The organism is Streptococcus sp. S1 (assembly GCF_034137685.1).
Classification (GTDB): Bacteria; Bacillota; Bacilli; order Lactobacillales; family Streptococcaceae; genus Streptococcus; species Streptococcus dentalis.
The window spans coordinates 232,821-247,158 of sequence record NZ_CP139418.1; the positions used below are offsets into that span (position 1 = coordinate 232,821).

Genomic DNA, 14,338 nt, shown 5'->3' on the forward strand with positions numbered 1-14,338 from the left:
AGTTCCGACTAATTTTCTTATTCTTCTACGACTTCAGCTGTTTGAACTTCATCAACTGTTCCATCTGTTAATGGCACTTCTTCGATAATTTCAACTTCATTAATCGCTTGTGGTTCCAAGTTACGGTAACGAGCCATACCTGTACCTGCAGGAATAATCTTACCAATGATAACATTTTCCTTAAGTCCAAGGAGATGGTCTTTCTTACCACGGATCGCTGCGTCTGTAAGAACACGAGTTGTTTCCTGGAAGGAAGCCGCAGACAAGAAACTGTTGGTTTCAAGTGAGGCTTTGGTAATTCCCATAAGGACTGGACGAGCAGTCGCAGGAACTCCACCAGAAATAAGGACATCCTTATTGGCATCTGTAAAGTCTGTAATGTCCATCAGAGTACCCATGAGAAGGTCTGTATCTCCTGGATCCATGACACGTACTTTACGGATCATTTGACGCACCATTACCTCGATGTGTTTGTCGCCGATTTCTACCCCTTGGCTACGGTATACTTTTTGTACTTCCGCAAGAAGGTAAGTTTCAACAGACAAGACATCACGAACGGCAAGGAGACGTTTTGGTTGGATAGACCCTTCTGTAAGAGCCGCACCACGAGAGACTTGATCTCCCACTTCGACTTTCATGCGGGCAGTGTAAGGGACAACATATTCACCCTCACCAGTTGCTCCGCTAACAAAGACTTTCTTGGTCCGTGTAGAAGCATCTTCTTCGATCGCTGTGACTTCCCCTTTGACCTCAGTGATGACCGCTTCCCCTTTTGGATTGCGGGCTTCAAAGATTTCTTGGACACGAGGAAGACCTTGAGTGATATCGGTATTTGAGGCAACCCCACCCGTGTGGAAGGTACGCATGGTCAACTGTGTACCAGGTTCCCCGATAGATTGGGCAGCGATAGTTCCGACTGCTTCACCTACTTCAACCGCATCACCCGTCGCCAAGTTGATACCATAACAGTGACGGCAGACACCATGGCGAGTGTTACATGTAAAGACAGAGCGGATAGTGACTTCTTCCACACCAGCATTGACAATTTCACGTGCTAGGTCTTCTGAAATCAAGGTATCTGGACCAACGATGACTTCACCTGTTTCAGGATGTTTAACAGATTTCTTGGTATAACGACCAGTCAAACGTTCTTCGAGTGGCTCGATCATTTCCTTACCATCAGTAATGGCACGGATCACAAGTCCACGGTCTGTTCCACAGTCGTCTTCACGAATAATCACGTCTTGGGCCACGTCAACCAAACGACGAGTCAAGTAACCTGAGTCGGCTGTCTTCAAGGCCGTATCGGTCATCCCTTTACGGGCACCGTGAGTTGAGAAGAACATTTCGAGTACTGACAAACCTTCGCGGAAGTTTGACAGGATTGGCAATTCCATGATCCGTCCGTTTGGAGCGGCCATCAAACCACGCATACCGGCAAGTTGCGAGAAGTTTGAAATGTTACCACGGGCTCCAGAGTCCATCATCATAACGATTGGGTTCTTCGGATCTTGGTTATCCACCAAGCGTTTTTCCAATTTTTCACGGGCTGCACGCCATTCAGCTGTAACGGCATTGTAGCGTTCGTCATCTGTGATCAAACCACGACGGAATTGTTTGGTGATTTGTTCCACACGTTTGTGAGATTCTTCAATGATTTCTGCCTTGTCTTCAACGACCGGAATATCGGCAATCCCCACTGTCAAACCAGCAAGGGTTGAATGATGGTAACCCAAGTCTTTCAAACGGTCCAAGAAAGCAGACGTTTCAGTTGTACGGAAGCGTTTGAAGATTTCTGCGATGATATTTCCAAGATTTTTCTTCTTGAATGGAACGTTTAATTCCAATTTCTCAATCGCTGCTTTGACATCTTGACCAGTCTCCAAGAAGTACTTAGCTGGAACGCCTTCAGTCAAGTTGGCATTATTTGGCTCTTGAAGGTATGGAAGTTCTGCAGGCATGATATCGTTAAAGAGGATCTTACCAACAGTTGTCAAGAGAATCTTGTGTTGTTGCGCTTCTGTCCATGGTTTGTTCAAGCTATCTGTCGCAATTCCGACACGTGTATGCAAGTGAACATAGCCATTGCGAAGAGCCATCACCGCTTCATCACGGTCTTTAAAGACCATGCCTTCGCCTTCACGACCAGCTTCTTCCATAGTGAGGTAGTAGTTCCCCAATACCATATCCTGAGATGGGGTAACGACCGGCTTCCCGTCTTTTGGATTCAAGATGTGCTCAGCAGCCAACATCAAGATGCGAGCTTCTGCTTGAGCTTCTTCTGAAAGCGGTACGTGGATGGCCATTTGGTCACCGTCAAAGTCGGCATTATAGGCTTCACAGACAAGTGGGTGCAAGCGAAGGGCTTTCCCGTCAATCAAGACAGGTTCAAAGGCTTGGATCCCTAAACGGTGAAGGGTCGGTGCGCGGTTCAAAAGAACTGGGTGTTCTTTGATCACTTCTTCTAGGATATCCCAGATGCGTTCATCTCCACGTTCGACCAAGCGTTTTGCAGCTTTGACGTTTTGCACGATATCACGCGCAACGATTTCACGCATGACGAATGGTTTGAAGAGCTCGATCGCCATTTCACGTGGCACACCACATTGGTACATCTTAAGAGTTGGACCAACGGCGATAACGGAACGTCCTGAGAAGTCAACCCGTTTACCGAGCAAGTTTTGACGGAAACGTCCTTGTTTCCCTTTGAGCATGTGGCTCAATGATTTCAATGGACGGCTACCTGGTCCTGTGATTGGACGACCACGACGACCGTTATCGATCAAAGCATCAACGGCTTCTTGGAGCATCCGTTTTTCGTTTTGCACGATGATACCAGGGGCATTCAACTCAAGCAAACGTGCCAAACGGTTGTTCCGGTTAATCACACGACGATAGAGGTCGTTCAAGTCAGAGGCAGCAAAACGGCCACCATCCAATTGGACCATCGGACGAAGATCTGGTGGAATAACCGGAAGGATGTTGAGAACCATCCATTCTGGCTTGTTACCAGATTTGTAGAAGGCATCCAAGACATCCAAACGACGAACAGCCTTCACACGTTTTTGACCAGTTGCAGTCTTCAATTCTTCTTTCAAGAGAGCAATTTCAGCTTCCAAATCCACTTGTTTCAAGAGGTCTTGGATCGCTTCTGCACCCATCTTAGCCACAAAGGAACCTGGTCCGTATTCACGCAAGCGTTCACGGTATTCACGTTCTGTCATGATGGATTTGTGCTCAAGTGGTGTATCTTTTGGATCGATCACCACGTAAGCTGCGAAGTAAATAACTTCTTCAAGGGCACGAGGGCTCATATCCAAGGTCAATCCCATACGAGAAGGGATGCCTTTGAAGTACCAGATGTGTGATACAGGCGCTTTCAACTCGATGTGTCCCATACGTTCACGACGAACCTTGGCACGTGTTACTTCAACCCCACAGCGGTCACAAACGATCCCTTTGTAACGGATCCGTTTGTATTTCCCACACGCACATTCCCAGTCTTTTGTAGGTCCAAAGATGACTTCATCAAAGAGACCTTCACGTTCTGGTTTCAATGTACGGTAGTTGATTGTTTCAGGTTTCTTGACCTCTCCATAAGACCATGAACGGACCTTGCTTGGAGAAGCTAGGGTGATTTGCATACTTTTAAAACGATTTACATCAACCACTATTTCTTACCTTTCCTTGTTTTCATACTTGTTTCATTTGGATACAGCTTAGGTGGGGGAAGAAAAGAAACTTTCTTTCCACCTCCTTGTGTCTGTATCTTGTTATCGAATCATCCTGTCAGAAGCATTCGTTTCTCACAGGACAATCATTTTTACTGATTATTTTTCTGATTCTTCAGCATCAAAGGCTGCTTTTGCTTCCTTGGCTGCTTTTTCACGTGCTTTTTCAAGGTCATCCACATGAATCACATCATCGTCTTCCCCTTCATCAAGGTCACGAAGTTCCACTTCTTGATCATCTTCGTCCAAGACACGCATGTCAAGACCAAGTGATTGCAATTCTTTGACAAGAACGCGGAAGGATTCTGGTACACCTGGTTTTGGAATTGGTTTACCTTTGGTAATCGCTTCATAAGCTTTCAAACGTCCGTTGACATCATCTGACTTGTAGGTCAAGATTTCTTGAAGGACATTTGATGCACCATAAGCCTCAAGGGCCCACACTTCCATTTCCCCGAAACGTTGTCCACCAAACTGAGCTTTCCCTCCGAGTGGTTGTTGGGTAACCATTGAGTATGGTCCGACTGAACGGGCATGGAGTTTATCATCAACCATGTGGTGAAGCTTGATCATGTACATGACACCGACAGAAACACGGTTGTCAAACGGCTCACCTGTACGTCCATCGTAAAGGATGGTCTTGGCATCGCTATCCATACCAGCTTCTTTCACAGTATCCCAGAGATCTTCTGAGCTTGCTCCATCAAAGACTGGTGTTGCGATGTGAATACCCAAGTTACGAGCTGCCATACCAAGGTGAAGTTCCATAACCTGACCGATATTCATACGAGATGGCACCCCAAGAGGGTTCAACATGATATCAACCGGTGTACCATCTGGAAGGTAAGGCATATCTTCAACTGGAACAATACGAGACACAACCCCTTTGTTTCCGTGACGACCAGCCATCTTATCTCCGACGCGGATCTTGCGTTTTTGTGCGATGTAAACACGAACCAACATGTTGACACCCGATTGCAATTCATCTCCGTTTGCACGGGTAAAGATCTTAACGTCGCGAACGACCCCATCTCCACCGTGAGGTACACGGAGTGATGTATCACGCACTTCACGAGATTTATCTCCAAAGATCGCGTGAAGGAGACGTTCTTCAGCAGAAAGGTCTTTTTCACCCTTCGGTGTGACCTTACCGACAAGGATATCGCCTTCTTTTACTTCCGCACCAATACGGATAATACCTGTTTCATCCAAGTCACGAAGAGCATCTTCCCCAACGTTTGGAATTTCACGAGTAATTTCTTCAGGGCCTAACTTGGTATCGCGTGTTTCTGATTCGAATTCTTCCAAATGAACAGATGTGTAGACATCGTCTTTCACCAAGCGTTCGCTCATGATAACGGCATCCTCGAAGTTGTACCCTTCCCATGTCATGTAGGCAACGATTGGGTTTTGTCCAAGCGCCATTTCACCTTTTTCCATAGAAGGGCCATCAGCGATAAAATCACCTTTTTCAACGACATCGCCAACTTTTACAAGAGTACGTTGGTTATAGGCCGTACCTGAGTTTGAACGACGGAATTTTTGGATATGGTAAACATCAAGAGATCCATCTTCCCGACGAACTTCTACCTTGTCCGCATCTGCATAAGTAACTTTACCATCGTATTGAGCGATAACAGCCGCTCCAGAGTCATGTGCTGCTTGGTATTCCATACCAGTACCCACATAAGGGGCTTTGGGATCAATCAATGGCACAGCCTGACGTTGCATGTTGGCACCCATGAGGGCACGGTTTGAGTCATCATTTTCCAAGAAAGGAATACATGCAGTCGCAACGGCAACTACCTGTTTTGGAGAAACATCCATATAATCAACACTTGATGCTGGATATTCTTGGTTAACCCCTTGGTGGCGTCCCATGACAACTTTTTCTGCGAAAGTTCCATCGGCGTTTAATTTTGAGTTAGCTTGCGCAACTGTGTATTCATCTTCTTCATCAGCTGTCAACCAAACGATTTCGTTAGTTACTTTACCAGTTGCACGGTCTACCTTACGGTATGGTGTTTGAATGAAGCCATATTTGTTCAAATGTCCATATGAAGACAAGTTGTTGATCAAACCGATGTTTGGTCCTTCAGGTGTTTCGATTGGACACATACGACCATAGTGGGTATAGTGCACGTCGCGCACTTCATATCCGGCACGGTCACGTGTCAAACCACCAGGCCCTAAGGCAGACAAACGACGTTTGTGTGACAACTCAGAAAGTGGGTTGTGTTGGTCCATGAACTGTGACAATTGGGAAGATCCAAAGAATTCTTTAATCGCTGCAGTTACTGGACGAATGTTGATGATTTGTTGTGGTGTCAAGGCATCATTATCTTGTACAGACATCCGTTCGCGAACGTTTCGCTCCATCCGTGAAAGTCCAAGACGCACTTGGTTGGCAAGCAATTCACCAACAGCACGAATCCGACGGTTTCCAAGGTGGTCGATATCATCTACACGGCCAAGACCTTCTGCAAGGTTCAAGAAATAGCTCATCTCTGCCAAGATATCAGCAGGTGTGATGATGCGCACTTTGTCAGATGGGTTAGCATTTCCGATGATGGTGACAACGCGGTCTGGATCTGTCGGAGCGACAACTTTGAATTTTTGCAATTCTACTGGCTCTGTCAAAACAGCAGCATCATTTGGAATGTAGGTGATTTTGTTCAAACCGTTATCCAATTGTTCTGAGATGCTGTCAATCACATCGCGCGTCATCACTGTGCCAGCTTCTACAAGAATTTCCCCTGTTTCAGCATCCACCAATGGTTCTGCGATTGTTTGATTCAACAAGCGGTTCTTGATATTGAGTTTCTTGTTGATCTTGTAGCGACCAACTGGTGCCAAATCATAACGACGTGGATCAAAGAAACGGGCTACCAACAAGCTACGTGAGCTTTCCGCTGTTTTTGGTTCACCTGGACGAAGACGCTCGTAGATTTCTTTGAGGGCTTCATCTGTCCGTGAGTCCATTGGGTTTTTGTGGATATCTTTTTCGATGGTATTGCGAACCAATTCGCTGTCCCCAAAGATATCAATGATTTCATCATCTCCTGAAAATCCAAGAGCACGCACAAGCGTTGTAAATGGAATTTTACGTGTGCGGTCGATGCGGGTGTAGGCAATGTCTTTTGAGTCGGTTTCAAGTTCTAACCAAGCCCCACGGTTAGGGATAACAGTTGATCCATAACCAACCTTACCATTCTTGTCCACCTTATCATTGAAGTAGACACCTGGTGAACGGACCAACTGAGAAACGATAATCCGTTCTCCACCATTGATGATGAAGGTTCCCATTTCAGTCATGATTGGGAAATCACCAAAGAAAACTTCTTGGGTCTTGATTTCACCTGTTTCTTTGTTAACCAAACGGAAGGTCACAAAGATTGGTGCTGAGTAGCTGGCATCGTGGATGCGCGCTTCTTCAAGCGAATACTTGGGTTCGCGGATTTCATAACCCACAAATTCCAATTCCATTGTATCCGTGAAGTTTGAGATCGGAAGCACATCTTCAAAGACTTCCTTCAAGCCATGATTCAAGAAATCTTTGAATGAATCTGTCTGGATTTCAATCAAGTTTGGTAAATCAAGAACCTCTTTGATTCTTGAAAAACTACGACGGGTCCGATGTTTCCCGTATTGAACGTCATGTCCTGCCAAAGTTTTTAGCTCCTTTTTCCATACTAGGATAGCTTGGTAGCATCACTCCTACCACCTATCCGGTTTTAACTACAATTGTGTGATTTGCATCACGTGAAGAGTTGTCTCTTCATCTCATTCGTCGCTTTTTGCAATTTTTAGAAAAATTAAATTTGTGTAACAAACTACAAGTTTCTTAAAAAATAGGCACAAAAAGAGCAGCTAAATCGACTTATTCAAGTAAGATTTAACTGCTGTAAGCTCTTATTTGGACAATATTTCAAATAAAGCACACGACAAATTAGTTGTCACTATTATACCGTTTTTTCCTTCAAAAATCAAGACTTTCACTAGGTTTTCTACGAGATAAGACTAGCGCCGATTGTCACGATTTGAGCTGTTTCGATTTGAGCTGTTTCGATTTGAGCTATTGTTTGATGAACTATTTGTTGTTGAATTGTTCTTATTATTCGACTGATTCCCACTGGTATTGCCCAGCATCGCCGCCCAAGCACTTTGATAATCGCTATCCGATCCTCCGATTGCAAAACGATATTGAGTAGTTGGAGCTCCGTTTTTAGCCCAAAGGCTCGTCACCATTTGACCGCTCACATCGATATCCCGGCCATTGACATTGACGCGACCTGGTCTTTCACCAGTCGCTTTGAGCACTTCAGAACGGATCACACTCTTATCGAGAGTGAATTTATCCTGAATCCCAAAGAGACTTGGATCTGCTTGGTAGATAGCATTCGCCAACTGCGCCATGTATTGAGCATTGTTGTTGTAGCCGGTCAAGGTCTGCATGGAAGCATTGTTGTCATGGCCGATCCAACCTCCTAAAGAAACACTTGGTGTGGATAACATCAACCACATATCCCCATTTGAGTTGGTCGTACCGGTTTTTCCAATCCAGTCAGCACCCGCCAGTGTTGGATTGATTTGGCTAATCCGTGACTTAAAGGTCGTTGTAGCACCAGACGTAATAACCCCTCGCAAGAGATCCTGCATAATCGTTGCCGTTGCTGGAGAGTAGACACGAACAGGATCTGCCTCGTGCTTGTAAACCACATCTCCATCTCGATCAATAATTTGCTCTACCATGTAGCGTTTGAGGTAGTCCCCATTGTTAGCAATGGTTTGGAAACCATTGGTATGTTGGGCAACGGTGACCTCAATTCCTCCGCCCATCGGCAGACTCTCAATGCCATATTCAGGAATATCATACCCCATTTTCTTCATGTAGGATGGAACATCCACACCCTTTTCGCGAAGAGTTCGGTAAGTCCAGTAAGCTGGAATATTCCACGAGGTATTGAGGGCCTCACGGAGATCCATCATCGCTGTCCCTCGGCTATCCACGTGCATGATTGGCTCACCACTTGAGAAATTAGTTGGGTAGTTAGAAAGGATGCTATTGCTTCCCATCAAGCCTTGGTCGATCGCAATCCCATAAGCCAACAGTGGCTTAATAGTAGATCCTGGTGAACGCTCTGTATCAAAGGCATGGTTGTTTTGGTTACCATCAAAATTACGTCCGCCGATAAAGCCTAAAACGGCACCTGTTCGGTTGTCCATAAGGACATTCCCAACTTCTACAAGTCCCGTTCCATCATCCAAGACGCTTCCAAAATTCGCTACTGCGGCCTGCATCGCATTGTGAACCGGTTTGTTTATAGTGGTTTGGATGGTGTAGCCACCTTCGCGCAACTCACTCTCAGCTAATTCTTGATAAGCCTTGACGGTTTCATTGTTTTTTAGGTCTTGCTTGGTTACATTGTCTCGCTTGATCAAGTAGTCATACATGGCCTCTTTAGCTTCTGCCATGGCTTGGAAGTAGAGGTAGTCATGCGGTGTTTTCTCGATACCATCTGGATCGATGAAGTCTTTGGTTAAGTCGTACTTAGCATAGGTTTCATAGTCTTTTTCCGACAAGACTCCCGTCCGGTACATGTTGAACAAGACATCTTTAGCACGCGCCAAACCTAACTCTAGGTTTTCCTTGCTCTTTAGGCTACCATCAGCAGCATAAGGGGAGTAGACAATCGGACTTTGTGGCAAGCCAGCGATAAAGGCCGCTTGTGGAACGGACAAGTCTTTCGCAGAGACGCCAAAAATCCCCTGAGCTGCGGCTTCCACACCTGCAATATTTTGTCCCCGATTGTTTCGTCCAAAAGGCGAGACGTTTAAGTAGGTAGTTAGGATTTCATTTTTATCCATCCCCCGCTCTAAAGCCAAGGCATCGACAATCTCTGTCGCCTTACGAGTAAAGGTTGGAGCATCTCCCACGACTTGCTGTTTGATCAACTGCTGGGTCAGGGTTGATCCCCCACTAGAGGAACCCACACCGGCTACAGATCCAAGCGTCGCCCGAAGAACAGCCTTGGGCACAACCCCCTTGTGGCTTTCAAAATTCTCATCCTCAGTAGCGATCACAGCCTTTTTGACATTATCAGAAATGGCATCTCCAGCTACCGGCGTGCGGATCAGATCACTGTCTACTTCTGCAATCAAGCTCTTATCGGAATAGGTTAGTTTTGAAACACTACTGACATTGCGAACCTGCTGGACCAATTCTTCTGTCTTTGGAACCTTGACATTACTAAAGAGGCTCGCTGCATAACCAATCCCGATCCCTGCGCCAAATAAAAAGAGGCACACGAACAGGGCGATCATCACATCCCACAAGAGTTTGAGGGTCCTCAAAAAGGTCGCAAAAACATCACCGACAGACCAGTTACTTTCCTCATTTTTTTCCTTATTCGGAGTTTCTGTATACATATTTTCAAAGAATTTTTGAACCTTCTTCCAAAATTCTTGCAACTTCTCTTTTAATTGATTCACTGATTCTTTCTCCTTGTTCCCTATATTATAGCAGATTAGGCACTTTATTTTCAATTACAATATCATAAAAATTGTCGCTCATTCTTCTTGGGTAAGGACAAGAAAATGATGGAAAGCATTGCCATTTCCGTGGTTTATGGTAGAATAGAGAAATGAATAATCTTATAAAGGAGAAAAGACATATGCACATTTTTGATGAGCTAAAAGAGCGTGGTTTGGTATTTCAAACGACGGATGAAGAAGCCTTACGCAAAGCACTGGAAGAAGGTCAGGTTTCTTATTATACTGGTTATGATCCAACTGCTGACAGCCTTCATCTTGGTCACTTGGTTGCCATCTTGACGAGTCGTCGTCTTCAACTAGCAGGCCACAAACCTTATGCGCTCGTTGGCGGTGCGACTGGTCTCATTGGTGATCCGTCCTTCAAAGATGCTGAACGTAGTCTCCAAACAAAAGAAACTGTACAAGAATGGGTTCGCTCCATTCAAGGGCAATTGTCTCGTTTCCTCAATTTTGAAAATGGTGACAATAAAGCCGAAATGGTCAACAACTACGATTGGTTCGGAAGCATTAGCTTTATTGACTTCCTTCGTGATGTCGGAAAATACTTTACGGTCAATGCTATGATGAGTAAAGAATCTGTTAAAAAACGGATTGAGACAGGGATTTCTTACACAGAGTTTGCCTACCAAATTATGCAAGGCTATGACTTCTACGTCCTCAATCAAGAACACAATGTAACCCTTCAAATCGGTGGATCTGACCAATGGGGAAACATGACAGCCGGTACTGAGTTGATGCGTCGTAAAGCAGATAAAACCGGTCATGTTATGACTGTGCCTTTGATCACAGATGCAACTGGTAAGAAATTTGGTAAATCAGAAGGCAATGCGGTTTGGCTCAATGCAGACAAAACATCTCCATACGAAATGTACCAATTCTGGATGAATGTGATGGATGCAGATGCTGTGCGCTTCTTGAAGATCTTCACATTCTTGTCACTTGATGAGATTGAAGAGATCCGTAAACAGTTTGAAGCTGCTCCTCATGAACGCTTGGCTCAAAAGATCTTGGCGCGTGAAGTGGTCACCCTTGTCCACGGTGAAGAAGCCTACAAGGAAGCCCTCAACATCACAGAACAACTCTTTGCAGGAAACATCAAAAACCTTTCTGTCAAAGAACTCAAACAAGGCCTTCGTGGTGTGCCAAACTACCAGGTCCAAGCAGAAGACAACCTCAACATTGTTGAACTCTTGGTCACAGCTGGGGTGGTAAATTCTAAACGCCAAGCCCGCGAAGATGTTCAGAACGGAGCTATCTACGTCAACGGCGAACGCATCCAAGACCTTGACTATGTCTTAAGCGATAGCGATAAATTAGAAAATGAATTGACCGTTATCCGTCGCGGTAAGAAAAAATACTTTGTTTTGACATATTAAGAAAGTAAAACCACGAAGTTTGGTATGAACTTCGTGGTTTTCTTATACACTTTTTTCTGGGACTATTTCCCTTTTCTGCGATGCAACAAAGCTTGGTTGATTCGTTGAGTTTTTTTATGGAGCTGCCAAATCTGATAAAGCCAGATCAGGCCGTAAATAGCTAGAAAGATCAACCAAGGAATCGGGCTCCGTAAGGCTGCCCCCCAGCCAAAAAATAAGTAGGTCAATGCTAAGATGGTAGCTGTCACAACTAAATGCAAGATCACACGCAAACTATAGGTCAAAAACTCTTCTTCCTCAAGAATGAATGTCAAGACCCCCATTGTCCCACTCATCAAAAAGATCGCTAGGATGTTGCGGACATTTACAGCGGGATAGACGATGTTGGGATAGACATGGGATAATAACACCAAACACAAATAAAAGAAGGAACCTGTCCTCATACCAGATACAAAATAAGCTATAACTCGTTTCATCACTTTCTCCTATACCCCTAAATAATCCATCAAGGATTTGACATATTTCCGACTGACACTTGATTTCACGCCGCGTGTCAGTTTAGCCATCATATTGCCTGAAAAACTATCCGATAGCGATTCCAAATGGTCGATATTCATCACCGCGTGGCGGGATATCTGTAAAAAATTACGACGATTAATCCGATGTTGAAAATTTGTCAAAGTATCTCTGACGGTAAACGTTTTGTCTGTCGTATAAATGGTTAGCTGATTCTTATCAATCTCGGCTAAAATAATGTCATCAATTTTCACCATGATCAAATGATCATCTGTTTTGATAGGAATCACTACTTGATTCACTGTCGAAAACTGTTCGAGATAGTCCATCACCTCTCGTGCTTGATCAGATAATTGCTTGGCTTGAATGACCACACAGGGGTTGTTTTCTGGGATATCCTGTTTTTCCTCAAAACGAATCTTCATTCCTACTCCAATTTTCACTTACTTTCTTTTACTCGATCTTTTTGCCAAGGAAATCCAAATCCCCAAAGCTAGAAGAATACCTCCTAACACTATAAGGTATGTTTGTTCCTTTGTCAATAAAGCTTGCCATTTGAGCTGAACACCCATTTTTTCTTGAAATTCTCGAAGAAGATTATCTTGACCTTTAAATGTTTCATTTAATGCTTCTTTCATGAGTACTTGCCGATAAAGTGATGCAATATAAGTTGCTGGCGTGCACTTCATTAGAAATTGTGCAAAATCAGGTAGAACACCTAAAGGTACATAAGTCCCTACCAAAAAACCAGAAGCTGTCCCCACTATGGTCGAAAACTTCCCAAGACTGTCTACGGATTGGAAAAAATAAACAAAAATGGCATTCACTAAACTAGAAAGCAGGCTACTAAGCAACATGATGAGGAGTACCTCAGGTAATAGAGAAAGGGTTGGAACTTCTCTAAAATAGCCACACATCAGCACATACATAAGGGCCTGCATGAAAAAAGAGATGATGATTGCGCTCGTTAGATACGAAAATGGTAACCGCCACTTTCCCTGATCCGATAAATAAAGATCCTGATCTACTTGATGTTCACGGTCCTTTACTAACTGAGTCAGGGCAGCCAGACTTGTCGTAATCCCTGTCACAGCCAGCGTCCCACTCATTAACCAATTATTTAACACAGGACCACTATTGGGGAGCTGAGCCCAAGCATCTGTTAGATTTTTTTGAAGAAAAATAATATAAAGAACAAAGGAAATCAAGGCTCCCAACAGAGAGAAGAAAACTCCTGAACGATTTCTGAAGTACAATAAAAAATTTCGCTTTAGTAAGGCTAGCATTAGCGAACCTCCCTTCCTGTAAGTGCAATAAAGGCATCATCCATGGTCCCTGGGCGAAACTCAAAATGGGCTATTCTATCTCTAACTTGTGCCAGGTAATCAATGGCTTCCCTTTCACTCTCGGGTTGAAAAACATATTCTAATGGTCCTTGTTGTTCTACTGACATTCCCGAAGATTTGAGACTTTCTATCTGCTGTCTCTCCTTGAAACGAATCTTCAAGATGTTTTTTGCATACTGGCTCTTAATATCTAGTGCTGATCCTTGAGCAATCACTTCCCCACGGTCTACAATATAAATTTGATCAGCTTCATCTGCTTCGTCAAGATAATGCGTGGTCAATACAACAGTCATTCCCTCTTCTCTCTGCAATTGATAGAGCAAATCCCAGATAGACTTCCGAGTTTGGATATCCAAACCTGTCGTTGGTTCGTCTAAGAAAAGAATATCTGGTTGTGAGAGCAGGGCACGCGCAATGTCAACCCGACGCTTTTGGCCACCTGAAAGCGTCCCATATTTCTGTTTTTGGAAAGCTGATAGGCCTAGCCGATCAATAAGATCAGACACACGATTTGGTTTTAGGTCTTTGTACTGTCTCGCACGAATGGTCAGATTTTCCCTAACCGTCAGCATCTCATCTAAGACACTAGTCTGGAAGACCACACCAATTTTAGTACCTGGTTCATAGATGATTTCACCTTGCGTTGCTTGTTTCAAACCAATCAACATGGAAATCGTCGTTGATTTCCCCGCCCCATTTGGTCCTAGAATCGCATTAAAGGTTCCCTTTTCAAACTGTAAGTGAATATTGTTTACGGCTAAATGATTTCCATATCGTTTACTGATGTTTTTAGCTTGTAATATCATGTTCTCTC

General features: G+C 44.2%; 8 protein-coding genes. 1 reads left to right on the forward strand and 7 read right to left on the reverse strand.

The annotated features are described in order from the left end of the window. Positions 1-17: 17 nt before the first annotated feature. From rpoC to pbp1b, 3 genes are all read right to left on the reverse strand, one after another. On the reverse strand, positions 18-3,671 hold the full coding sequence (gene rpoC / locus SM121_RS01135; protein WP_320910985.1) for a DNA-directed RNA polymerase subunit beta': 3,654 nt from the start codon (positions 3,669-3,671) through the stop codon (positions 18-20). Between the two features lie 159 nt (positions 3,672-3,830). After that, on the reverse strand, positions 3,831-7,400 hold the full coding sequence (gene rpoB / locus SM121_RS01140; RefSeq protein ID WP_003004415.1) for a DNA-directed RNA polymerase subunit beta: 3,570 nt from the start codon (positions 7,398-7,400) through the stop codon (positions 3,831-3,833). Positions 7,401-7,751: 351 nt separating this feature from the next. Beyond that, entirely contained in the window at positions 7,752-10,223 is a 2,472-nt protein-coding gene (gene pbp1b / locus SM121_RS01145; protein WP_320910986.1) for a penicillin-binding protein PBP1B, read from the reverse strand. Positions 10,224-10,405: 182 nt separating this feature from the next. Between pbp1b and tyrS the strand changes: the two genes are divergently transcribed. Further along, positions 10,406-11,662 carry a tyrosine--tRNA ligase gene (gene tyrS, locus SM121_RS01150; RefSeq protein ID WP_320910987.1) on the forward strand — a complete coding sequence of 419 codons (1,257 nt, stop codon included), beginning with the start codon at positions 10,406-10,408 and terminating at the stop codon, positions 11,660-11,662. A gap of 62 nt (positions 11,663-11,724) precedes the next feature. Here the strand turns inward: tyrS and SM121_RS01155 are convergent, their stop codons facing one another. The 4 genes from SM121_RS01155 to SM121_RS01170 are packed head-to-tail and all read right to left on the reverse strand — an operon-like array spanning position 11,725 to position 14,330. Beyond that, positions 11,725-12,138, reverse strand: a complete 414-nt coding sequence (locus tag SM121_RS01155) for a DUF3021 domain-containing protein (RefSeq protein WP_031572583.1) — start codon at positions 12,136-12,138, stop codon at positions 11,725-11,727. 9 nt (positions 12,139-12,147) lie between these two features. Next, positions 12,148-12,603 carry a LytTR family DNA-binding domain-containing protein gene (locus SM121_RS01160; protein WP_155172865.1) on the reverse strand — a complete coding sequence of 152 codons (456 nt, stop codon included), beginning with the start codon at positions 12,601-12,603 and terminating at the stop codon, positions 12,148-12,150. A gap of 18 nt (positions 12,604-12,621) precedes the next feature. Continuing rightward, positions 12,622-13,464 carry an ABC transporter permease gene (locus SM121_RS01165; RefSeq protein ID WP_320910988.1) on the reverse strand — a complete coding sequence of 281 codons (843 nt, stop codon included), beginning with the start codon at positions 13,462-13,464 and terminating at the stop codon, positions 12,622-12,624. Then, the gene (locus SM121_RS01170) at positions 13,464-14,330 is read right to left on the reverse strand and encodes an ABC transporter ATP-binding protein (protein ID WP_320910989.1); all 867 of its coding nucleotides are present in this window, start codon (positions 14,328-14,330) and stop codon (positions 13,464-13,466) included. Before SM121_RS01170 ends, SM121_RS01165 begins: the two co-directional genes overlap by 1 nt. Positions 14,331-14,338 lie beyond the last annotated feature (8 nt).

Excerpts from the sequence above, each read along its gene's own strand:
- SM121_RS01170 (WP_320910989.1), bottom strand. The coding sequence starts at position 14,330 with ATGATATTACAAGCTAAAAACATCAGTAAACGATATGGAAATCATTTA.
- SM121_RS01160 (WP_155172865.1), bottom strand. The coding sequence starts at position 12,603 with ATGAAGATTCGTTTTGAGGAAAAACAGGATATCCCAGAAAACAACCCC.
- tyrS (WP_320910987.1), top strand. The coding sequence starts at position 10,406 with ATGCACATTTTTGATGAGCTAAAAGAGCGTGGTTTGGTATTTCAAACG.
- SM121_RS01155 (WP_031572583.1), bottom strand. The coding sequence starts at position 12,138 with ATGAAACGAGTTATAGCTTATTTTGTATCTGGTATGAGGACAGGTTCC.
- SM121_RS01165 (WP_320910988.1), bottom strand. The coding sequence starts at position 13,464 with ATGCTAGCCTTACTAAAGCGAAATTTTTTATTGTACTTCAGAAATCGT.